Genomic DNA, 20753 nt, shown 5'->3' on the forward strand with positions numbered 1-20753 from the left:
GATGCGCCATCACCAGCCAGCCCTTGCCACCCGGTACACAGACGACTGTACGCGAGGCCGCCTTTGCCGTGTTTGCGCATTGGGGCGTGGACCGGCTGTTCGGCAATCCCGGCAGCACGGAACTGCCGCTGCTGCGCGGCCTGCCTTTCCCCTACGTGCAGGGCCTGAACGAGGCGGTCGTGCTGGGGATGGCGGATGGTTATGCCCGCGCCAGCGGGCGGGCGGCGCTGGTCAATCTGCACAGCGCGGCGGGCACGGGTCATGCCATGGGCAACCTGTTCACCGCGTGGAAGAACAATGCGCCGGTGGTGGTCACCGCCGGGCAGCAGGCGCGACCGATCCTGCCCTTTGATCCCTTCCTGTTCGCCGAGCGCGCGACCGAGTTCCCGCGCCCTTACGTCAAGTGGTCGGCGGAGCCGGCGCGGGCGGAGGATGTGCCGCTCGCCCTGGCTCGCGCCTTCGCCGTGGCGTTGACGCCGCCGATGGGACCTGTCTTCGTCTCGATCCCGGTGGACGATTGGGACCGGTCATGCACGATGCCGGCGCTCCCATCGCTGGTCACCCGCACCGCCGCCGATCCGGCCGCTTTGGCGCCGCTGGCGACGATGCTGGCAGAGGCGCGCAACCCGGCGCTGGTGCTCGGCACCGGGATCGCCAATGCCGGGGGGTGGGATGCGGCGATCGCCCTGGCGGAGGCGAGCGGCGCCGCCGCGTGGGTCGCGCCCTATGCCGCGCGGGAGGTGTTCCCGGAGGATCACCTGAACTTCGCCGGCTTCCTACCCGCCTGGCGGGACCGGTTATCCGCCCTGTTGCAGCCACATGATGCGATCCTGGTCGTGGGTGCGCCGGTGTTCACCTGGCATGTCGAGGGCAGCGGACCATTCTGGCCGCCCGCCGCCACGCTGGCCCTGCTGAGCGACGATCCGCAGCACCTCGCCGCCCTACCCGGCGGCCAAGGCGTGCTGGGGGACCCGGCGCTGGGCCTGTCGGCATTGGCGAACCTGCTGCAGCCGCAGCGCCGGCACCTGCGCGCCGCCCGGCGTGTCGACCCGCCCGCTCCCGCGATGGCACCCGACCACGTCATGTCGCGCATCGCCGCCTTGCGGCCAGCGGACGCCATGATCGTGGAGGAGGCGCCCACGGCACGCGGCGCGATGCACGATCACCTGCCAATCACCCGCAGCAGCGGCTTCTACACCTGCGCCAGCGGCGGGCTGGGCCACGGGCTACCCGCCGCGATCGGTGTCGCGCTGGCGCAGTCCGCCCGCGTGATAGCATTGCTGGGCGACGGGTCCGCCATGTACGCCATCCAAGGCCTCTATGCCGCGCGTAACGAGCGCGCTGCCGTATCCTTCGTCATCCTCAACAATGGCGGATACGCCGCGCTGACCGGCTTCGCCGGGGAATTCGGCCTTAACCACGTGCCAGGCTGCGACCTCAGCGGCATCGACTTCGTGCAACTGGCGCAGGCGCAAGGTGTGCCCGGACGCCGGGTGGAGCGGGTGGACCAGCTCGACGAAGCGCTCGACTGGAGCTTCGCCGAGACCGGGCCGACCCTGCTCGACCTCAGACTGGCCTAGCCGGCGGTAAACACGCCGCAGGCGATCCGCCCGCCGCTTTCGCCCGACGGGTCGGTCTGCTGGTCGTCGGCATCGGCATGCACCACGAAGGCCGATCCGTCGGCATCCATCAGCCCGGCAAAGGTGGCGCCGCCTTCCAGCGTGTATTCTAGCGTGCCGGTGCCCTGCGGCGTGACCGTCAGGTTCGGCATGTCGCCTGCGTGCTGGCCGGCCGCCCCTTCCAGCCCGTGCGTCTGGCTGGTCGGGTTCCAGTGCGCGCCGGCGGTGGTGAAGTCGGGCGCGTCGCAGCGGCCGACCATGTGGACGTGCACACCATGTTCGCCCGCGGGCATGTTCTGCACCGCGACCACCAGCATCAGCGCATCACCGGACACGGTGGCGGTGGCTGTACCGGCAGGCTGCCCGTCGGACGTTTCCAGCGCGGCGACGGCCTGTTCGCCGGCAACACCGGTCTCGGTCTCCTCCGGCGCGGCGGGCTGTTCGGGCGATTCGCTGCATGCGGCAAGCATCAGCGGGGCGGCGACGATGGCGGGAAGGAGGCGGAGCATGTGATCGGTTCCTCTGCTGCTTTACCTGCAACAGGCACGGACGCAGCATTCGGTTCCGCGCCGCCTCCTCCCCAACCGTGCGGTTGCGACCTTCACCAGCCGCCCCACATGGCACCGCAAAGGAGAGCTTCGGCATGCAGGACAGACTGACGGATCGCGGATTGTGGCGGACCCGCGCGCTGGTGGGCGGCGAATGGATTGGCGCGGATGGCGGCACCACGATCGCGGTGGAGGACCCGGCCACCGGCGACACGATCGGGGAAGTGCCCGATTGCGGCGCGGCGGAGACGGAGCGGGCCATCGCCGCGGCGGAGCAGGCGCTGCCCGCCTGGCGCGCCCGCCCGGCGCCCGAACGTTGCGCCATCCTGCGGCGCTGGAACGACCTGATCCTGGCCGCGACCGAGGACCTCGCCCGCATCCTGACCGCGGAACAGGGCAAGCCGCTGGCGGAGGCGCAGGCGGAAATCGAATATGCCGCCAGCTTCGTTGCCTGGTTCGCCGACGAAGGACAGCGCAGCCACGGGCAGGAGGTACCCGCACCCACCGCCGACCGGCGCATCATGGTCCGCAAGGAGCCGGTCGGCGTATGCGCCGCGATCACGCCGTGGAACTTCCCAGCGGCCATGATCACGCGCAAGCTGGCCCCGGCGCTGGCGGCAGGTTGCACCATCGTGCTGAAGCCCGCGCAACAGACGCCGTTCACCGCGCTGGCCCTGGGCGAGCTGGCGATCCGCGCGGGGGTGCCCGCAGGCGTGCTGGGCATCGTCACCGGCGATGCGGCGGCGGTCGGCGGTGCGATGACGGCGAGCCCGGTGGTGCGGCTGCTGTCGTTCACCGGATCCACCGGGGTGGGCGCGAAGCTGATGGAACAATCCGCGCCCACCATCAAGAAGCTGGCCCTGGAACTGGGCGGCAATGCGCCGCTGCTGGTGTTCGACGATGCCGACCTCGACAATGCGGTGGAGGCGGCGGTGGCGGCCAAGTTCCGCAATGCCGGGCAGAGCTGCGTCGCGGTGAACCGCATCCTGGTGCAGGCGGGCATCCACGATGCCTTCGTGGACCGGCTGGCCGCGCGGGTGCGTGCGCTGCGGGTCGGGCCGGGCGTTGAGGACGGCGTGGAGATCGGGCCGCTGATCGACGACAAGGCGCGCGCCAAGGTGGCGGACATGGTGGCCGACGCACAGGACAAGGGCGCGACGCTGGTGGCGCAGGCGCCCGCCGCCGGCCGCTTCACCGCGCCCATGCTGCTGACCGGCATGACGCCAGAAATGCGCGCGGCGCAGGAAGAGATCTTCGGCCCGGTCGCCGCGATCTACCGCTTTGAGACAGAAGCGGACGGCCTGGCGCTCGCCAATGCCACGCCCTACGGCCTCGCCGCCTATTACTGCACCACCGACCTCCATCGCGCATGGCGCGTGGGGGAGGCGCTGGAGGCGGGCATGGTCGGCCTGAACACGGGTGCGATCAGCCTGGCGATGGCGCCGTTCGGCGGGATCAAGCAATCGGGCCTTGGCCGGGAAGGCGGGGCCGAGGGGCTGGAGGAATATCTGGAGACCAAGGCGCTCCACTGGACCGGGCTCGGCTAGGCTCGCTATAGCCGGCCGGGCGATGGGAAGGACCGGCAGGCACATGGTAGCAGCAACAGGCGTGGCGCCGACCGATCCGCGCACGGTCATCGACGGCAATCCCATGACCACGCGCCAGTGGATCGTGGTCGCGCTGATGACGCTGCTGAACGCGCTCGACGGTTTCGACGTGCTCGCCAGCGCCTTTGCTGGGCCGGGCATCCGGCAGGAATGGGGCCTGCCGCCCGACGCGCTGGGTGTGGTGCTGTCCGCCGAACTGGTCGGCATGGGTCTGGGATCGCTGTTTCTGGGCGGGCTGGCGGACCAGCTGGGCCGGCGCACGATGCTGCTGTCATGCCTGCTGGTGATGACCGCCGGGATGTTCATGGCCGCCTTTGTCGGCAGCGTGCCCGAACTGATCGCCTGGCGGCTGCTGACCGGGCTGGGCATCGGGGGCATGCTGGCGGCGACCAACGCGGTCACCGCCGAATGCACCAGCCGGGCGGCGCGGGCGCAGGCGCTGGCGATCTATGTCATCGGCTACCCGCTGGGCGCGGTGATCGGCGGCTTCGCGGCACAGGGCTGGCTGCTGGTGGAATATGACTGGCGCGCGGTGTTCCTGTTCGGCGGCGCGGCGACCGCGGCGATGATCCCGTTGACCGTGCTGCTGGTGCCCGAGACGCCGGCCTTCTTCGCCGCCAAGCGCCCGCCTGATGCCCTTGCCCGCATCAACCGGTCGCTCCGCAGCCTGCGCCAGCCGCCCATCGCGGACCTGCCCCCGCCGCCCCCCGCCCACGCCCGGCCGCGCGCCAGCGACGTACTGGCGAAGCCAGCGCTGCGCCGGGTCACCGTGCTGCTCTCGCTCGGCTATATGTGCCACACGCTGACCTTCTACTTCATCCTGAAATGGGCGGTGACGATCGTCGCCGATGCGGGCTTCAGCCAGCCGGAGGCCGCCAGCGTGCTGACCTGGGCCAATATCGGCGGGGCGATCGGCGGGACGCTGTTCGGCCTGTTCCTGCGGCGGTTCGACATCAAGGGGCCGACGATCGCCGCATCGCTGCTGGGCGCCGCGGCGGTGGTCGGCTTCGGCACGGGGGCGGACAGCCTGTGGGGCTGGCGCGCGCTGACCTTCGCGTCGATGTTCTTCCTCAACGCCGCCATCGTGGGCTATTACGCCGCCTTCGCCCGCGGCTTCCCCGCCTATGCCCGCGGCACCGGCAGCGGCATCGCACTGGGCGTCGGCCGCGCCGGCGCCGCCGCTTCCCCGATCGTCGCCGGCCTGCTGTTCACCGCGCTGGGCGACGCCGAGCTGCCGGTGGTGGCCGCGATCATGGCAGTCGGTGCGGTATGCGGCGCGGCGCTGCTGTGGCTGCTGCCCCTGACCGACCCCGAACAGGACGAAGCCATCCCATGACGATCGAGACAATCAGCACCGCGCGTAGCCATGGCGGCGTGCAGGGCGTATATGGCCACACCAGCAGCGCGACCGGCACGCCGATGACCTTCGCCGTCTACGTCCCGCCGCATGAACCCGGCGCCAAACTGCCGGTGCTGTTCTATCTGTCGGGCCTCACCTGCACGCATGCCAATGTGATGGACAAGGGCGAGTACCGCGCCGCCTGCGCCGCGCACGGCATCATCCTGGTCGCGCCCGATACCTCGCCCCGCGGCGACGGGGTGGCCGACGATCCGGCGTGGGACATGGGCCAAGGCGCCGGCTTCTACGTCGATGCGACACAGGCGCCATGGGCGCCGCATTTCTGCATGAAGACCTATGTGGACGAGGAACTGCCCGCGCTGGTCGCCACGCATTTCCCGGCGGACATGGCGCGGCAGGGCATCTTCGGCCATTCGATGGGCGGGCACGGCGCGCTGACGGTGGCGCTGCGCAATCCCGGCCGGTTCCGATCGACCAGCGCCTTCGCCCCGATCTCCAGCCCGCTCGATTGCCCGTGGGGCGACAAGGCGCTGACCGGCTATCTGGGGCCAGATCGCGCCGCCTGGCGCCCCTACGATGCCTGCGCGCTAATTGACGATGGCGCCCGCCTGCCCGAACTGCTGGTGGACCAGGGCACGGCCGACAATTTCCTGGATGAACAGCTGAAGCCTCATTTGCTGCAGGCCGCGTGCGAGCGGGCGGGCATTCCGGCAACGATCCGGCTGCAGCCGGGTTATGATCATTCCTACTTCTTCATCTCCAGCTTCATGGCCGATCATGTCGCCTGGCACGCGGAAAGGCTGAACGCATGATGCCCCCCATGACTCTCGGCGTGGTCCTGGCCGGTGGGCTGTCCACCCGCTTCGGCAGCGACAAGGCGCTGGCCGAGTATCAGGGCCACACGCTGCTCGCCCATGCGGTCGACCTGCTGAGCGGCTGGTGCGAGCATGTGATCGTCGCCGGGCGGGCGGAGGCGCCCGCCCCGACCGTGCCCGACCATCCGCGATCCGGCATGGGCCCGCTCGGCGGCCTCCTCGCGGGCCTGCGCCATGCGCAGGACGAGGGCTATGCCGGCGTGCTGACGATCGGCGTCGATACGCTGGACCTGCCGGCCGACCTGCCGGCGCTGCTGGGGCCGGCCCCCGCCTACCTCGCGACGCAGCCGGTCGTCGGCCATTGGCGCCCCGCCGATGCGCTGCTGCTGGAGGAGCTGCTGGCCGGCGATGGCAGCCATGCGATGATGGCCTTCGTCGAGGCATGCGGTGCGCGCCCCGTGACGCTGCCGGCCTCCCCCGCCAACATCAACACGCCCGCCGACCTCGCCCAGCTGGAGCAGCGGGGTGGCGGTTGAACACCGCGCCGACGGCACCACCCGCGCAATAGACCGGGCCTTCGTGCCGGAGGCGCCGGTCGCGCTGGAATTCAACGGCCTGTCCTACGCCGTGATGATGGCGACGCCGGCCGACCTTACCGACTTCGCGCTCGGCTTCGCGTTGACGGAGGGGTTGGCCGGCGATCCGCGGGACGTGACCGACCTTGCCGTGGCGGAGGTGCCCGCCGGCTGGATCGTGCGGGCGCAGCTGGCCGGCCTCGGCATCGCGCAACTGACCGACCGGGTGCGCGCGCGGGTGGCCGAAAGTTCGTGCGGCCTGTGCGGGATCGAGAACCTGGAGGCGGTCGCCCGCCCCCTGCCGCCGGTCGCCGCGCACAACGCCATCCCGCCCACCGCCATCTTCGCCGCGCTGGCGGCGCTGCGCGATCACCAGCCGCTGACCCGCGCCACCGGCGCCGCCCATGCCGCCGCCTTGTGCGAGGCGGACGGCACGATCATCGCCGTGCGGGAAGATGTCGGCCGGCACAATGCGCTCGACAAGCTGGTCGGCGCGCTCGCCGCCACCGGGCAGTCGGCCGCATCGGGGTTCGTGCTGTCCACCGCGCGCTGTTCGTACGAGATCGTGGAGAAGGCGGTGCGCGCGGGTGCGACGACGCTGGTCACCATCTCCCTGCCCACCAGCCTGGCGGAGGCGCGCGCCCGTGCTGCCGGCCTCACCCTGTGGAGCCTGGCGCGTCCCGACAGCGTGTTGGAAGTGGTGAAGGGGTCAGCGCGCGCGGGCTAGTCGCCGGCCGGCATGCTCCGCCACCTTGCTGCGCACGTCGCGCAGCCACTTGGATGGCGAACGGCGCGGGATGCCGAAGATGCGGCCCATCTCCTCCCGACTGACGGCGAGTTCCGCCGGAGCCTTCTTCTCCAGCCCGTGCGCCACCAGCCGGGCGAACAGATCGGGGAAGCCGCTGCGCTTTTCCGCCGGCAGGTGCCAGATGGCCAGCCGCTCGTCCCCCGGCACCACGTCGTGATACTTGAAGGTCGTCCACATGCGCTTGATGAAGGCGTCACCGTTGCCCAGCGGATAGCCGTCGATGATATAGAGCAGGCTCAGCAGATGCGCCTCCTCCTTGGGTGCGTCCGGTTCACCCGCCAGGATCGCCTGCCACAGCGGCGGCACCTGTTCGGCGATGCGCCGCATCGCGGGCAGCGTGGCGCAGAAGATCTCCCCGCCACAATAGACGATCGTGTCCTGCACCGGCCCGCCATGGCGCGCCATGAAGCGGGCCAGATCCTCCCGCATGACGCCGTTGATCGGCGTGCCGGCGGGGTAGGCGTCGAGATCGTGGACATAGCTGACCACGCCGTCTGCCAGCACCTGCCGTTCCAGCGGCTGGGCCGGGGAAGTCCACACGACGTCCGAATCCAGGATCACGGCGGATGGCCAGCGGCCGCTGTTCGCGCAGAAATCGATGATGTCGAAGATGTAGAACTGGTTGCCCCAGCTATCCACGCGACCGAGCGGGATGCGGTAGGTGATAGGGACATGGATCACCTCCACCTCCCAACGGGCGAACAGGGCGGCGATGTCCACGCCGTCCACGCTGGGGAGGTCGGTGTTGGTGAAGAAGGCGTGCGGATTGTGCGGGTTGTGCGCCAGGCTGGTGGCGTAGAACGTGACCACGCACCGCCAGTAGATCGCCTTCGCCCCGGCATCGGCCGAATTGCCGCCGATCTGCGGGAACCACGTGCCTTCACCCTGCTGGTCTGCGACGAACCACGTCGCCACAAGCATGTCGTGCATCACGCCCCCATCAAAGCATCGGCCGATCCGCGACGTTGCCTACACCGCCGCCGCGTCTTCTGCCAGTCTTCGCAGCTGCACAATCAGCGCCGCAGCAGGTACACCGCGTATTCCGCCCGCCAGTTTGCGCCGCCTGGCCCGATCTCCCGATCATGCGCGAAGAACCAGCGGCGTTCCGTGGTGACGTTCAACTGCGCGAGCAATTCGTCGAAATCGCCGACGGTCAGGTGGTGGATGTTCTGCGTCTCGTACCAGGTGACCGGCAGGTGCCGCGTTACCGGCATCCGGCCCCGCCACAGCAGCGCCATGCGGTTGCGCCAGTGTGCGAAGTTGGGGAAGCTGACAAAGGCGTGATCGCCGATCCGCAGCAGCTGATCCAGCAACAGGTCCGGCCGGCGCGCAGTCTGCAGTGTCTGCGACAGGATGGCATAGTCGAACGCCCTGTCGGGGTAATCGGCGAGATCGCGGTCGGCGTTGCCCTGCACCGCGGACAGGCCGCGCGCGACGCAGCGTTCCACCGCGACGGGGTCAATCTCCAGCCCGCGGGCATCGACCTGCCGGCTCGCCTGCAGCTCCGCCATCAACTCCCCCTCGCCGCAGCCGACATCCAGCACGCGGGTGCCGGGCGCGACATGGCGGGCGATCACGGCAAGGTCCGGACGCAGGCTCATGCGAAGGCTGCCGGATCGACGCGAACCATCAACCGCTCCGGATGGGGGTGCGCCGTCCAGCCATGCGCGGCGTAGAGCGCGTGGGCGTCGGCGGTGAACAGCACCCAGCGGCGCAGGCCCTGCAGGTCGGGATGGGCGTGCAGCCAGTCCAGCATGGCATGGCTTAGGCCGCGCCCACGATGCTCCTCCAGCACATAGACGTCCGCGAGATAGGCCATGGTGGTGTAGTCGGTGACGACCCGCGCCATCGCCACCTGCGCATCACCGTTAAATACCGCCACGCACAGACTGTTGCGGATACCCTTCGCCACGATGTCGAAGGCGATGCCGGGCGACCAGTAGCTGCGCGTCAAATAGGCGTGCGCCGCCACTGCATCGATCCGGGCCTGATCGCCGATGATCTCGTACCCGGCGGGAAGCTCGGTCATTCCAGGAAGCCCTTCACCACGCGGTCCAGTGCCGGCACGTCCAGCAGGAAGCTGTCATGGCCATAAGGGGCGCTCAGCTCCACGAAGCTGACCGCGGCGGCGGCGGCGTTCAGCGCGTGCACCACCGCGCGCGATTCGGCAGTGGGGTACAGCCAGTCGGTGTCGAAGCTGACGACGCAGAACCGCGCCCGCGTGCCGGCAAAAGCGTCCGCCAGCCTGCCGCCATGCTCCTCCGCCAAGTCGAAATAGTCGGTGGCGCGGGTGATGTAGAGGTACGAATTGGCATCGAACCGGTCGGTGAATGCGAGGCCCTGGTGCCGGAGGTAGCTTTCCACCTGGAAATCTGCGTCGAAGCCGAACGAACGCCCACCCGCCGTGCCGTCCAGCCGCGCCTGGTAGCGGCGGCCGAACTTGCCGGTGAGGCCGGCTTCCGACAGGTAGGTGATGTGCGCCGCCATGCGGGCGACCGACAGCCCCTTGTCCGGCGAACGGCCGGTGCCGTAATATTCGCCGCCCTGCCAATCGGGATCGGCCATGATCGCCTGCCGGCCGACCTCGTGGAAGGCGATGTTCTGCGCGGAATGGCGCGCGGTGGTGGCGATGGCCATGATCCGCCCGGCGCGATCGGGGAAATTGGCCGCCAGGCTCAACGCCTGCATGCCGCCCATCGACCCGCCGACGACACCGTGCAGCCGCTCGATCCCCAGCGCGTCCAGCAGGCCGATTGTGCCGCGCACCATGTCGCGGATGGTGATGACGGGGAAGCGCATGCCATAGGGCAGGCCATCGTCGGGGTGCGGCGCGGACGGCCCGCTCGACCCCATGCAGCTGCCGATGACATTGGCGCAGATCACGAAGAAGCGGTCGGTGTCGATCGGCTTGCCCGGCCCAACCATCCGTGCCCACCAGCCCGGCTTGCCGGTGATCGGATGCTGGCTGGCGAGGTGCTGGTCACCGGTCAGCGCGTGCGGCACCAGCACGGCATTGCCGCGATCCGGCGCCAGAGTGCCGTAGGTCTCGTAAGCGATGGTGACGCCATGCAGCACCTGCCCGCTGTCGAGCGGGAGGGGATGGGGCAGCTGCAGGCTGGTGAGAGGCAGGGGGCGCGCGGTCGCCATTTCGCGCGCCGACTTGGGCGCTGGCACGCGGGCTGTCAATCGGCGCGCAAGGTGACTATGCGGTGGCGCCGTGACCGATCCCATGCCCTCGCAGCCGACCGCCCCGCAGATGAAGCCGTGGATCGCCGCGATCCACGCCTATGTCCCCGGCCGCAGCGCCGGGGCGGACGGGCGCCCACTGGTGAAGCTGTCCGCGAACGAGAACCCGCTCGGCACCAGCCCCGCCGCCGATGCAGCGCGGGCGGATGCGGGACCGGCGCACCTCTACCCCGATCCGGACTCGACCGCGTTGCGCACGGCCATCGCGGAACTGCACGGCCTGCACCCGGCGCGCATCGTATGCGGCACCGGTTCGGGCGAGCTGCTGACGCTGGCCGCCAGTGCCTTCGCCGGGCCGGGGGACGAGGTCTTGTATGTCCGCTATGGCTTTTCGCTCTACCCCATCGCCGCGCAGCGTTGCGGCGCGACCCCGGTGGAGGCGCCCGATGCCGATTACGGCACCGATGTCGATGCGCTGCTGGCCTGCGTGACGGAGCGGACGCGCGTGGTGTTCGTCGCCAACCCGAACAATCCCACGGGCAGCTACCTCCATGCAGGCGAGATCGCGCGGCTGCATGCCGGGCTGCCCCCGCATGTGCTACTGGTGCTAGACCAGGCCTATGCCGAATATGTCGCGCCGGACGATGACGATTTCGGGCTGGCGCTCGCCGCCGCGCAGAACAACGTGCTGGTGACGCGCACCTTCGCGAAGGCGTATGGGCTGGCGGGGGAGCGGGTCGGCTGGGGCTATGGCGCGCCGGCGGTGATCGACGCGTTGAACCGCATTCGCGGGCCGTTCAACGTCAATCGCGGGGCGCAGGCCGTTGCCCTGGCAGCTCTGGCTGACCAGGATTTCGTGCGCCGCTCGCGCGAGCACAACGCGGCGGAACGCGCCCGCTTCGTCGCGGCGATCGTGGCGCTCGGCAATCATGGCCTGCGCGCCGTGCCGAGCGAGGCGAACTTCGTGCTGGTACTGTTCGAAGGCCGGCTGACCGCGGCCGACGCGCTGGCCGGACTGGCGGAGCAGGGCTACATCGTGCGCCACCTGCCCGGGCAGGGCCTGCCGCATGGCCTCCGGATTACGATCGGCACGGCGGAGCAGATGGATGCGATCGCCGGCATCCTGACCCGGCTGGCGGATGCGGCGGCATGAGCATCGGCCATGTTGCGATCATCGGCCTGGGGCTGATCGGCGGCTCGGTCGGCCTCGCCATCCAGCGCTTCCTGCCGGGTGTCGTCACCAGCGGGCATGATGCCGACCCCGACGTGCGCCGCCGCGCCACCGAGCTGGGGCTGGTGGCGCAGATGCACGACACCGCCGCCGAGGCTGTGGCCGGGGCGGACCTCGTAATCCTGTGCGTGCCGGTGGGCGCGATGGGCGCGGCGGCGGCGGCCATGCTGCCGGGCTTGCGCCCCGATACGATCATCAGCGATGTCGGCGGGTCCAAGGTGACGGTGACGCAGGCGCTGCAGGCCGCCCTGCCCGGCCGCTGCATCATCCCCGCGCATCCCGTCGCGGGTACGGAGAACAGCGGGCCGGAAGCGGGCTTCGCCACCCTGTTTCAGCAGCGCTGGTGCATCGTGACCCCACCGGCCGACGCTCCTGCGGACAAGGTGGCGGAACTGGTCGCCCTGTGGGAAGCGCTGGGCGCGCTGGTCGAATGCATGGACGCGGCGCATCACGACATGGTGCTGGCCGTCACCAGCCATATCCCGCACCTGATCGCCTATACCATCGTCGGCACCGCCAGCGATCTGGAGCAGGTGACCCGTAGCGAGGTCATCAAGTTTTCCGCGGGCGGCTTCCGCGACTTCACCCGTATCGCCGCCAGCGATCCCACCATGTGGCGTGACGTCTTCCTGAACAATCGCGACGCGGTGCTGGGGATGCTCGACACGTTCCTGACCGACCTCGCGCTGATGCGAGAAGCGATTCGCGCCGGTGACGGGCAGACGATGTTCGACCTGTTCACCCGCACCCGGTCGGTGCGTCGCTCCATCGTGGCCTTCGGGCAGGACGATGCACGACCTGATTTCGGCCGCAGCGACCACGGCAAGGGCGGCTGATCGGCGGCGGACACGAAAAACCCCCGTCCCGGGGGCTGTGGGACGGGGGTTCCGTTTTCGAGCGTTCGTCACGCTTCGCAAGACGCTAGTGGCAAGCAGCAGGGCAACAGGGGGGAAACCTGCCGCGCCGCGCCTTGTTCATTCGTTATAGGCCGCAGGGCTTGCGGCAGGATGAATGAGGCGGCTGTGGGTGTTACGATATGTTGCCCCCGATCAAGGGCGCCTATCAGCGCCGCTGGGAACGCCGGGGATCGTTATAGGTGAAGGTGCGGTCCGGCACGTTCATGCCATACCGCTGATTCGACAGGCGCACCGTGGTGCGCGTGTTCTGGGCATCCAGCGCCACCCAGCTGGTCAGTTCCAGCCCGCCCGGCGCACCGGCATCGCGGGTGAAGACCAGCGTGATCGTGCCGTATTCGGGCTTCGCCGGATCCTTCACCTCCACGCTGAGCACGTTGGGATTGCCGGTCGGCACCAGCCGGCCATAGCGGCGCACGTCGCGATTGGGGTCGAGCAGCGCGCCCAGCGGCGAATTGCTGATCGGCCAGCGCTGCACCTGCCGGACGTCGTAATCGACCAGCGTCAGCGCGCGGCCGTCCGACACGACCAGCATGTTGACGTCGCGGCTGTACTGGAAACGGATGCGGCCCGGCCGCTTCAGCGTCAGCGTGCCGTTGACGGTGCGCCCGGCGCGATCGGTCTGGGTGAAGTCGGCCTGCATGGTGCTGATCGCACGCAGCGCGGCGACGACCTGATCCCGCTGATCCACCCTGTTCTGGGCAATCGCGGGGGCAGTGGGGGCGAGAACCGCCACGGGGGCCGCCAGCGCGAAGGCGGCGGCGGACAGCAGGAAAGTACGGGTGATCATGGGTGCGGCCCTGTGCTTCGCGCTTTGAACCGCACCTGAATCCTTGCCGCGGCGGGGTATTCCCGTCGCAGCCGGCAGATTACTTGATCTTGCCTTCCTTGAACTCGACATGCTTCTTCGCGACCGGATCGTACTTGCGGAAGGTCATCTTCTCGGTCGTGTTGCGCGGGTTCTTCTTGGTGACATAGAAGAAACCGGTGTCGGCCGTGGAGTTCAGCCGGATCTTGACGGTTGCGGGCTTCGCCATGGGTCCAATTCCGTAAACTTGAGGCAGCGGGGGCGCCCCGCCAAAACAGTACGGGCGACGCATGGAAGCGCCGCCCATCGGGCGCGCCTGTGCTGCAAGGGCCGCCGTGAGTCAAGGAAAAGCGGCTACCACTCCACCTTGCCGCGGTTCGCCTTCACCGTGCCACGGGCCTTCTTGCCGGCGAGGCGCGCCGTCTTGCCCACGCGGTTCACCCGGCTCTTCGCCCGCGTCTTGGGCGCGACCAGCGCCTCCGCGATCAGCGCGGCCAACCTCTCCCGCGCGTCGGCCCGATTCGCCTCCTGCGTCCTGAAGCGCCGGGCATCGATCAGGATGTCGCCGCGCGCGCTCAGCCGGCTGCCCGCCAGCCCCTTCAACCGGTGGAAGACCTCCGGCGCCAGCCGCAATTGGTAGATGTTGACGCGCAGCTGCACCGCGCTCGCCACCTTGTTGACGTTCTGCCCGCCCGGCCCGCTGGCGGTGACGAAGCTTTCGCTCGCCAGCGCCAGCGCGCGGGCGACGACGTCATCCATCGGCGAAGCCCAGCGCGACGAAGTCGTGCGGCAGCGGGGCGATGGCCGCCGCCGGGTCTTTGCCCTCGCGCGGCATGATCAGCGCCGCGGCATGCAGCAGGGTGCGCCGCGCGCTGCCCTTCTGGCCATAGACCGGGTCACCCAGCAGGGGGATGCCGATGCCGCTCGCCGCATGGACGCGGATCTGGTGTGTGCGGCCGGTTTCCGGCAGGAACTCCACCAGGGTGCGGCCGCCCTGCACGTCCAGCACGCGCCAGCGAGTCAGCGCCGGCTTGCCCTTCTTCGCCGGGATCATCCGCCAGCCGCCTTCCGCGCTGCTGATCTTGGAAAGGTTCAGCTCGACCACGCCCTCCTGCTCGGTCGGCACGCCCGCCAGCACGCCAAGGTAGCGCTTCACCGGCAGTCGCGCCTCGAACGCGGCGGCGAACCGCTTCAACGCCTTGGGATTGCGTGCCAGCAACAGGCAGCCGGAGGTATCGGTGTCCAGCCGATGCACGGCGGCGGGCGGCCGCTGGAACCCCAGCCGCAGCCCGTCCAGATGGTCGGTCAGCGCCGGTCCGCCGGCGCGCGGCCGGTCCATGGACAGGCCGGCAGGCTTGTCGATGATCAGGGCCTCGGCATCTTCGAACAGGATCGGCAGGGTCATGGCGGCGCCCTTAACAGCCTTTTCGCAGGACCGATATGCCGGGCGCGGGCGTTGCACGCGCATGACCGATCCGACCCAGCCCATGCGCCTCGGCTTCCCCGTGAAGGTGATGGGGCGCCCCGGCATCAAGACGCAGGACACCCGCCGCTGGCAGAAGGATCCGCACCTCAAATGCTCGCTGGAGCTGCTGGACAAGGTGCTGGACTACCTCGCGAAGGTCCGGATCGACATGTACCGGCTGTCGTCGGACATCGCGCCCTACGCCACGCACCCGGACATGCCGCAGTTCCATTCCATGGTGGCGGAATCCGATGCGGAGCTGCGGGCGTTCGGCGCCAAGGCGAAAAGCCTGGGTATCCGCCTGTCGTTCCACCCCAGCCAGTACGTACTGCTGAACTCGCCGGACCCGGACCTGACGGCCAAGAGCATCTGGGACCTGTCCAGCCAGGCCGAGATGCTCGACCGGATGGAGCTGGATGACGAGGCGGTGATGATCACCCATGTCGGCGGCGTCTATGGCGATCCGGAAGCGTCGCGGGCCCGCTGGATCGAAGGCTGGGACAAGTGCCCGGAACATGTGCGCCGCCGTCTGGTGCTGGAAAACGACGACATCCGCTTTTCCGCCGCCGACGCGCTGTGGATCCACGAACGTACCGGCGTGCGGCTGGTGTTCGACTACCAGCATTTCTGGTGCCTCAATCCCGAACGGCTGGAAATCCGCGACACGTTCGAGAAGTTCATCAACACCTGGCCCGACGGCTGCCGGCCCAAGATGCACTTCTCTTCGCCGCGCACGGAACTGCGGGAGATCAAGCAGAAGATCGTGGCGGGGAAGAAGCCGAAGAAGGGCGAGCTGCTGCTCAACAAGCCCAAGCCCGGCGCCCGCATCAAGACGGTGCTGCGCCCGCCGGTCTGGACCGGCCATGCCGACTTCACCAATCCGTTCGAATTCGCCACCTTCATGCGCATGGCGGAAGGCCTCGTGTTCGACGTCATGCTGGAGGGCAAGAGCAAGGACCTGTCGCTGCTGCGCTTGCGCGGCGACCTCGTCCGCTACGCCCCCGACGTCGCCGCGCGCTTCGGCATCACCGACGCCGCCCTGGCGGACGAGGCGCTGGTGGAGGCGAACGCCGATGCGGAGGACGAGGCCGATGTGGACGAGGGGCTGGCGGAAGCGGCGGAGTAGGCGATTGTCAAAGGGCGGGTCAGGCGGCTAAGGGGCCGTCATTCGCAAGGACCCGGTGAGATTCCGGGTGGCTATTCCGGCCGCCGATCCGCCGGACAACAACATGCACGATCGCCCGTGATGCGCCACTCCCCGTGGTGGCGCCCGTGCCCTGTTGTGGACTTCGCCGATGATTATCGATCTGCCCGCCTATCGCCGCCAGTGGTTCACTGGCGCCGCCGCCGCCCGCGCCGACATCCTGGCCGGCATCGTCGTCGCGCTGGCGCTGATTCCGGAGGCGATCGGCTTCTCGATCATCGCCGGGGTCGATCCGCGCGTCGGCCTCTATGCCTCCGTCGTGATCGCCATCACCATCTCGCTGATCGGCGGGCGGCCCGGCATGATCTCGGCCGCGACCGCCGCGGTCGCGGTGCTGGTGGGACCGCTGGTGCGCGATCACGGCGTCGAGTACCTGCTCGCCGCCACGATCCTGATGGGCGTGATCCAGATCGTTGCCGGGCTGCTGCGCTTCCACCTGGCGATGCAGTTCGTGTCGCGATCGGTCATCACCGGCTTCGTCAACTCGCTCGCCATCCTGACCTTCCTGGCCCAGGTGCCGCAACTGGTCGGCGTCACATGGCAGACCTACGCGCTGGTCGCGGGCGGGCTCGCCATCATCTACGGCATGCCGCGCCTGACCCGCGCGGTACCATCCACGCTGATCGCGGTCGTGGTGCTGAGCGTGATCAGCATCTGGTTGGGGCTGCCGGTCAACACGGTGGGGCAGATGGGCCAGTTGCCCGATGGCCTGCCCAGCCTTGCCCTGCCCAGCGTGCCGCTGACCCTGGAAACGCTGCGCCTCATCCTGCCCTATTCGCTGACCATGGCGGTGGTCGGGCTGCTGGAATCACTGCTGACCGCGCAGATCATCGACGACATGACCGACACGGGCAGCGACAAGCGGCAGGAATGCGCGGGGCAAGGCGGCGCCAGCATCGTCGCCGCCCTGTTCGGCGGGATGGGCGGCTGCGCGGTGATCGGGCAATCCATCATCAACGTCACCGCCGGCGGGCGGAGTCGATTGTCGACCTTCGTCTCGGGCGCGTTCCTGCTGTTCCTGCTGGCGGCGCTCGGCCCGCTGGTGGGGCGCATCCCCATGGCGGCGCTGGTGGCGGTGATGATCATGGTGTCGATCGGCGCGTTCAGCTGGAACTCGATCCCCAATCTGCGCCGCCACCCGGCCACCTCGTCCGCGGTCATGCTGACGACGATGGGCGTGGTCGTCGCTACCCGCGACCTGTCGCTGGGCGTGCTGGCGGGCGTGCTGCTGTCCGGCATCTTCTTCGCCGGCAAGGTGCAACGGATGTTCCGGGTCGAGCGGGAACTGTCAGCCGACGGGGCGCAGGCGACCTACCGTGTGGCAGGCAACATCTTCTTCGCCTCCGTCGACCGCTTCACCCGCGCCTTCCAGGGCGCGGAGCCTGCCCGGCAGGTGCTGATCGACGTCACCGCCGCGCATTTCTGGGACATCTCGGCTGTCGGCGCGCTCGACCGGATCGTGGACCGGCTGCGGCGGGAGGGGCGCGAGGTCACCGTCACCGGCTACAACCGCGCCAGCGCCGACCTGGTCGACCGCTTCGCGCTGCACGACAAGACGGGCGTGGAGCTCGGCGCCACGCCGCACTGAGCCTTACGCCAGCGCCGCGCCGATCCGCCGCATCGCCTCTGCCAGTACCACCTCGTCCGCGGCGAAGCTGATGCGGAAGCCGAACGGCCCGGCGAAGGCGCTGGCCGCGACCACCGCCACGCCATGTTCCAGCAGGTGCAGCGCCAGCGCGTTGTCATCCCCGCCGAACCGGTCCGCCAGCGGCGCGGCATCGACCAGGCAATAGAACGCCCCGTCCGGCACGGGCGTGGACAGGCCAGGCACCGCGTTCACCGCCGCCACCACCTGATCCCGCCGCCGCCGGAAGACCTCCCGCCACTGGCCGAGGAAGTCCTGCGGCCCGGCGAACGCCGCCACCGCCGCCGCCTGGCTGATGGAGGCGGGATTGCCGCAGGCGTTGGATTGCAACCGGCCCATCGCCTCGATCAGCCAGGCGGGTCCGGTGGCGACGCCGATGCGAAAACCGGTCATCGCGTGGCTCTTGGACACGCCCGACACGGTCAGGACGCGGTCCGCCAGATCGGGATGCCGCGCGGCCAACGTCACGTGCGGGGCACCGGTGTAGATCAGCGGAGCGTAGATGTCGTCGGACAGGACCAGCACGTGCGGGTAGCGGCGCAGCACGTCCGCCACCTCGTCCAGCATGGCCGCAGGGAACACCGCGCCGGTCGGATTGCCGGGGCTGTTCAGCAGCAGCCAGCGGGTACGCGGCGTGACCAGCGCCTCCAACTCCGCACCGGTAAAGCGGAAGCCATCCGCCGCGCGCGTTTCCAGCAGCACGACCGTGCCCCCGGCGAAGCGGACCATCTGCGGGTAGGACACCCACCATGGCGCGGGCACGATCACCTCGTCCCCCGGTCCTACGGTGGCGGCCAGCGCCTCGAAGATCGCCTGCTTGCCGCCGGCCGTCACGATCACCTGCGCCGGATCGGTGGGTAGGCCCAGGTCGCGCGCGAAATGCTCCGCCGCCGCGCGCTTCAGCGCCAGCGTGCCGGTCACGGGGGTGTAGCGGGTGTCGCCCGCGTCCAGCGCTGCATGCGCTGCGGCCAGCACATGCGGCGGGGTGGCGAAGTCCGGCTCCCCCACGGACAGGCTGATGATGTCGCGCCCCTCCGCCCGGAGCGCACTGGCCCGGTCGGTCATCGCGGTGGTCGGGCTGGCGGCGATGCGCGAAAGCGCGGGGCTGAGGCGGTCGGTCATAGGAGGCGTGCCGGCACTAGCCCGCGCAGGGCATTGCCGAGGAGGAAGCCGCCGGCAAGATCGTCCAGCGTCAGCGCGCCTTCGGTGGCGCGGCCTTCCTCCAGCAGCGCGCGCCGGGCGATGCCGGGCAGCAGGCCATGCGCCAGCGGCGGGGTCAGCAGCCGACCGTCCCGCTCGACGAAGATGCTGGTGAAGCTGCCCTCCGTCACGAAGCCGTCGGGCCGCACCAGCACCGCCTCTTGCGCCCCTGCCTCACGGGCTACGGTCAGCGCGTCGGCGTAGAAGCCGCGATCACTGGTCTTGTGCCGCAGCCGCCAGTCGCCGGGATCGACCGGCAGCGGCAAGGCCAGCACCGGCACGGGTTCGCCCAGCGGGCTCGGCAACGGCGCGCTCGTGACGGCCAGCGCGCCCGAACGGGCCAGCACCAGCCGCAGCCGCGCAGGCGCCGCCAGATGCGCTGCCGCGTGTTCCACCGCTGCAGCGATGGCCTCCCGGTCACAGGCGAAGCCAAGCGCTGCCGCGCTCCGCTCCAGCCGGTCGAGATGCAGGCCGAGCAGCGCGACCCCGCCATCGGGTGCGAAGCGCATGGTCTCGATCAGATCGTGCCCGCCCGCGCGCCCGCGCAGGAAGCCGGCCTTGACCTGGGTCTCCCGCCATTCACTCATGCCGTCGCTGTCGGCGACAATCGCCCCGCCCACGCCCGCCACCGCCTGGTGCCGCCCGTTCTCCCCCGGCGTCAGCCGCACGGTGCGGATCGCGACGGAAAAGCTGGCCCGATCCGGCCCGATCAGCCCGATGGCGCCGCAATAGGGGCCACGCGCGTCGGGCTCGACCTCTCCGATCAGCTCCATCGCGCGGATCTTGGGCGCGCCGGTGATCGATCCGCAGGGAAACAGCGCGCGCAGCACGTCCGCCGCGCCCTGCCCCGGCGCCAGCGTGGCCGTCACGGTGGAGGTCATCGCGTGCAGCGTGGGATAGGTCTCCACCGCGAATGCGTCACTGACCGCTACGCTGCCCGCCGCCGCCACGCGGGCGAGGTCGTTGCGCAGCAGGTCCACGATCATCAGGTTCTCCGCCCGCTCCTTGGCGGAAGCGGCCAGTTCGGCGGCGAGCGCCGCGTCCTCGCCTGCGTCACGCCCGCGCGGGCGGGTGCCCTTCATCGGCCGGGCGGTGATCGCATCGCCTTCTACGGCGAAGAACAGTTCCGGGCTGCAACTGAGCAACCAGTGACTGCCGTCGAACACCAGCGCCCCATGCGCGCCCCTCGCCTCCGCCCGCAGCGCGGCGTAGAGCGCGAACGGATCGCCGGTCGCGCCGCCCGCCAGCGGGACGGTCAGGTTCGCCTGGTAGATGTCGCCGGCGCGGATCGCCTCCTGCAGCCGGTCGAACGCCTGGAGGTAATCGCCGATGGGACGCGCCGGCTCCAGCGGGCCGATCGTCGCCGGCAGGTCGCTACCGATGCCGCTGTCCTGCCCGTCCAGCCAGCCCGGCACATCCGCGATCGCCTCACCGCCAACGAACAGGCCGAACCACGCCAGCGGCCCCGCCGCGCCGCTTCGCGCAGGGGCGCTGTCCGCCAGTCGCGGCTCCAGCGCCAGTCCGGCCTCGTAGGCGAGATAGCCCGCCAGCGTCCCGCCCTGCCCCTGCCGTGCAGAATCGGCGGCGGCGAGCACCGGCAGCACCTCGTCGGCCGTGCGGGCGACGAACACCTGCACCGGGTCGCGCAGCAGCACCGCGCCCGCGCCATTGTCGCGGGCATCGTCCAGCAGCACGAAGGGGTGGGAGGCGGCCATGGGCACGATGCTCTAGCCGCAATTGCCCGCATGTCTATCATACTGGCAGGCAG

Annotated in this window: 21 protein-coding genes and 1 other annotated feature; of the genes, 10 read left to right on the plus strand and 11 right to left on the minus strand. The window is 69.9% G+C overall.

All coding sequences use genetic code 11. The features are described from left to right. The first annotated feature begins 23 nt into the window (after positions 1–23). Positions 24–1580: a benzoylformate decarboxylase gene (mdlC, locus tag V5740_RS09835; protein WP_347302302.1), complete on the plus strand. Its 1557-nt coding sequence runs from the start codon at positions 24–26 to the stop codon at positions 1578–1580. On the opposite strand, the gene V5740_RS09840 is transcribed toward mdlC, so the two are convergent. Further along, complete coding sequence (locus V5740_RS09840) at positions 1577–2128, minus strand: superoxide dismutase family protein (RefSeq protein WP_347302303.1); 552 nt, start codon at positions 2126–2128, stop codon at positions 1577–1579. The two genes, mdlC and V5740_RS09840, sit on opposite strands and share 4 nt — an antisense overlap. 134 nt (positions 2129–2262) lie before the next feature. On the opposite strand from V5740_RS09840, the gene V5740_RS09845 reads away from it, so the two are divergent. From V5740_RS09845 to fdhD, 5 genes are read left to right on the plus strand one after another with little or no spacing between them, the layout of a single operon-like run. Beyond that, entirely contained in the window at positions 2263–3714 is a 1452-nt protein-coding gene (locus V5740_RS09845; protein ID WP_347302304.1) for an NAD-dependent succinate-semialdehyde dehydrogenase, read from the plus strand. Positions 3715–3757: 43 nt separating this feature from the next. Further along, positions 3758–5110: an MFS transporter gene (locus tag V5740_RS09850; protein WP_347302305.1), complete on the plus strand. Its 1353-nt coding sequence runs from the start codon at positions 3758–3760 to the stop codon at positions 5108–5110. Further along, positions 5107–5946, plus strand: a complete 840-nt coding sequence (fghA, locus tag V5740_RS09855) for an S-formylglutathione hydrolase (protein ID WP_347302306.1) — start codon at positions 5107–5109, stop codon at positions 5944–5946. Before V5740_RS09850 ends, fghA begins: the two co-directional genes overlap by 4 nt. Then, entirely contained in the window at positions 5943–6485 is a 543-nt protein-coding gene (locus V5740_RS09860) for an NTP transferase domain-containing protein (RefSeq protein ID WP_347302307.1), read from the plus strand. Before fghA ends, V5740_RS09860 begins: the two co-directional genes overlap by 4 nt. Further along, the gene (gene fdhD / locus V5740_RS09865; RefSeq protein WP_347302308.1) at positions 6475–7251 is read left to right on the plus strand and encodes a formate dehydrogenase accessory sulfurtransferase FdhD; all 777 of its coding nucleotides are present in this window, start codon (positions 6475–6477) and stop codon (positions 7249–7251) included. The genes V5740_RS09860 and fdhD overlap by 11 nt, the downstream gene beginning before the upstream one ends. On the opposite strand, the gene V5740_RS09870 is transcribed toward fdhD, so the two are convergent. The 4 genes from V5740_RS09870 to V5740_RS09885 form a co-directional block, all read right to left on the minus strand. After that, a complete protein-coding gene (locus V5740_RS09870; protein WP_347302309.1) occupies positions 7234–8262 on the minus strand; it encodes a hypothetical protein in 1029 nt (342 codons plus the stop codon). The genes fdhD and V5740_RS09870 overlap by 18 nt on opposite strands. An 83-nt stretch (positions 8263–8345) precedes the next feature. Next, positions 8346–8933, minus strand: a complete 588-nt coding sequence (metW, locus tag V5740_RS09875; RefSeq protein ID WP_347302310.1) for a methionine biosynthesis protein MetW — start codon at positions 8931–8933, stop codon at positions 8346–8348. Next, positions 8930–9361, minus strand: a complete 432-nt coding sequence (locus tag V5740_RS09880; RefSeq protein ID WP_347302311.1) for a GNAT family N-acetyltransferase — start codon at positions 9359–9361, stop codon at positions 8930–8932. The genes metW and V5740_RS09880 overlap by 4 nt, the downstream gene beginning before the upstream one ends. Next, positions 9358–10479: a homoserine O-acetyltransferase gene (locus V5740_RS09885; protein ID WP_347302312.1), complete on the minus strand. Its 1122-nt coding sequence runs from the start codon at positions 10477–10479 to the stop codon at positions 9358–9360. The genes V5740_RS09880 and V5740_RS09885 overlap by 4 nt, the downstream gene beginning before the upstream one ends. Before the next feature lie 82 nt (positions 10480–10561). On the opposite strand from V5740_RS09885, the gene hisC reads away from it, so the two are divergent. Both hisC and V5740_RS09895 read left to right on the plus strand, forming a co-directional pair. Continuing rightward, positions 10562–11671 (plus strand): histidinol-phosphate transaminase, encoded by a 1110-nt coding sequence (hisC, locus tag V5740_RS09890; protein WP_347304499.1) that lies wholly within the window; start codon positions 10562–10564, stop codon positions 11669–11671. Continuing rightward, entirely contained in the window at positions 11668–12585 is a 918-nt protein-coding gene (locus V5740_RS09895) for a prephenate/arogenate dehydrogenase family protein (RefSeq protein WP_347302313.1), read from the plus strand. Before hisC ends, V5740_RS09895 begins: the two co-directional genes overlap by 4 nt. Positions 12586–12811: 226 nt before the next feature. Here the strand turns inward: V5740_RS09895 and V5740_RS09900 are convergent, their stop codons facing one another. From V5740_RS09900 to V5740_RS09915, 4 genes are all read right to left on the minus strand, one after another. Next, positions 12812–13453, minus strand: a complete 642-nt coding sequence (locus V5740_RS09900) for an outer membrane lipoprotein carrier protein LolA (RefSeq protein ID WP_347302314.1) — start codon at positions 13451–13453, stop codon at positions 12812–12814. Between the two features lie 79 nt (positions 13454–13532). Further along, positions 13533–13700 carry a 50S ribosomal protein L33 gene (gene rpmG, locus V5740_RS09905; protein WP_347302315.1) on the minus strand — a complete coding sequence of 56 codons (168 nt, stop codon included), beginning with the start codon at positions 13698–13700 and terminating at the stop codon, positions 13533–13535. Between the two features lie 125 nt (positions 13701–13825). Next, positions 13826–14230: an alternative ribosome rescue aminoacyl-tRNA hydrolase ArfB gene (arfB, locus tag V5740_RS09910; RefSeq protein WP_347302316.1), complete on the minus strand. Its 405-nt coding sequence runs from the start codon at positions 14228–14230 to the stop codon at positions 13826–13828. Further along, positions 14223–14876, minus strand: coding sequence for an RNA pseudouridine synthase (locus V5740_RS09915; RefSeq protein ID WP_347302317.1), 654 nt, complete (start codon positions 14874–14876; stop codon positions 14223–14225). Before V5740_RS09915 ends, arfB begins: the two co-directional genes overlap by 8 nt. Before the next feature lie 61 nt (positions 14877–14937). Between V5740_RS09915 and uvsE the strand changes: the two genes are divergently transcribed. After that, the gene (gene uvsE / locus V5740_RS09920) at positions 14938–16062 is read left to right on the plus strand and encodes a UV DNA damage repair endonuclease UvsE (RefSeq protein ID WP_347302318.1); all 1125 of its coding nucleotides are present in this window, start codon (positions 14938–14940) and stop codon (positions 16060–16062) included. Between the two features lie 45 nt (positions 16063–16107). Beyond that, positions 16108–16163: a sequence feature (sul1 is cis-regulatory element that is thought to sense ions involved in sulfur or methionine metabolism; They are found in Alphaproteobacteria), on the plus strand. 68 nt (positions 16164–16231) lie between these two features. Next, on the plus strand, positions 16232–17728 hold the full coding sequence (locus V5740_RS09925; RefSeq protein WP_347302319.1) for a SulP family inorganic anion transporter: 1497 nt from the start codon (positions 16232–16234) through the stop codon (positions 17726–17728). Positions 17729–17731: 3 nt separating this feature from the next. Here the strand turns inward: V5740_RS09925 and V5740_RS09930 are convergent, their stop codons facing one another. Both V5740_RS09930 and pabB read right to left on the minus strand, forming a co-directional pair. Continuing rightward, positions 17732–18907: a pyridoxal phosphate-dependent aminotransferase gene (locus V5740_RS09930; RefSeq protein WP_347302320.1), complete on the minus strand. Its 1176-nt coding sequence runs from the start codon at positions 18905–18907 to the stop codon at positions 17732–17734. Then, positions 18904–20700 (minus strand): aminodeoxychorismate synthase component I, encoded by a 1797-nt coding sequence (pabB, locus tag V5740_RS09935; RefSeq protein ID WP_347302321.1) that lies wholly within the window; start codon positions 20698–20700, stop codon positions 18904–18906. Before pabB ends, V5740_RS09930 begins: the two co-directional genes overlap by 4 nt. Between the last annotated feature and the right edge of the window lie 53 nt (positions 20701–20753).

This window comes from Croceibacterium sp. TMG7-5b_MA50, assembly GCF_039830145.1.
In the GTDB taxonomy this organism is placed as follows: domain Bacteria; phylum Pseudomonadota; class Alphaproteobacteria; order Sphingomonadales; family Sphingomonadaceae; genus Croceibacterium.

Excerpts from the sequence above, each read along its gene's own strand:
- pabB (WP_347302321.1), bottom strand. The coding sequence starts at position 20,700 with ATGGCCGCCTCCCACCCCTTCGTGCTGCTGGACGATGCCCGCGACAAT.
- V5740_RS09900 (WP_347302314.1), bottom strand. The coding sequence starts at position 13,453 with ATGATCACCCGTACTTTCCTGCTGTCCGCCGCCGCCTTCGCGCTGGCG.
- V5740_RS09840 (WP_347302303.1), bottom strand. The coding sequence starts at position 2,128 with ATGCTCCGCCTCCTTCCCGCCATCGTCGCCGCCCCGCTGATGCTTGCC.
- V5740_RS09870 (WP_347302309.1), bottom strand. The coding sequence starts at position 8,262 with ATGCACGACATGCTTGTGGCGACGTGGTTCGTCGCAGACCAGCAGGGT.
- V5740_RS09895 (WP_347302313.1), top strand. The coding sequence starts at position 11,668 with ATGAGCATCGGCCATGTTGCGATCATCGGCCTGGGGCTGATCGGCGGC.
- arfB (WP_347302316.1), bottom strand. The coding sequence starts at position 14,230 with ATGGATGACGTCGTCGCCCGCGCGCTGGCGCTGGCGAGCGAAAGCTTC.
- rpmG (WP_347302315.1), bottom strand. The coding sequence starts at position 13,700 with ATGGCGAAGCCCGCAACCGTCAAGATCCGGCTGAACTCCACGGCCGAC.
- uvsE (WP_347302318.1), top strand. The coding sequence starts at position 14,938 with ATGACCGATCCGACCCAGCCCATGCGCCTCGGCTTCCCCGTGAAGGTG.
- V5740_RS09880 (WP_347302311.1), bottom strand. The coding sequence starts at position 9,361 with ATGACCGAGCTTCCCGCCGGGTACGAGATCATCGGCGATCAGGCCCGG.
- V5740_RS09860 (WP_347302307.1), top strand. The coding sequence starts at position 5,943 with ATGATGCCCCCCATGACTCTCGGCGTGGTCCTGGCCGGTGGGCTGTCC.
- V5740_RS09930 (WP_347302320.1), bottom strand. The coding sequence starts at position 18,907 with ATGACCGACCGCCTCAGCCCCGCGCTTTCGCGCATCGCCGCCAGCCCG.
- V5740_RS09845 (WP_347302304.1), top strand. The coding sequence starts at position 2,263 with ATGCAGGACAGACTGACGGATCGCGGATTGTGGCGGACCCGCGCGCTG.
- hisC (WP_347304499.1), top strand. The coding sequence starts at position 10,562 with ATGCCCTCGCAGCCGACCGCCCCGCAGATGAAGCCGTGGATCGCCGCG.
- V5740_RS09885 (WP_347302312.1), bottom strand. The coding sequence starts at position 10,479 with ATGGCGACCGCGCGCCCCCTGCCTCTCACCAGCCTGCAGCTGCCCCAT.
- fghA (WP_347302306.1), top strand. The coding sequence starts at position 5,107 with ATGACGATCGAGACAATCAGCACCGCGCGTAGCCATGGCGGCGTGCAG.
- V5740_RS09915 (WP_347302317.1), bottom strand. The coding sequence starts at position 14,876 with ATGACCCTGCCGATCCTGTTCGAAGATGCCGAGGCCCTGATCATCGAC.
- metW (WP_347302310.1), bottom strand. The coding sequence starts at position 8,933 with ATGAGCCTGCGTCCGGACCTTGCCGTGATCGCCCGCCATGTCGCGCCC.
- V5740_RS09925 (WP_347302319.1), top strand. The coding sequence starts at position 16,232 with ATGATTATCGATCTGCCCGCCTATCGCCGCCAGTGGTTCACTGGCGCC.
- V5740_RS09850 (WP_347302305.1), top strand. The coding sequence starts at position 3,758 with ATGGTAGCAGCAACAGGCGTGGCGCCGACCGATCCGCGCACGGTCATC.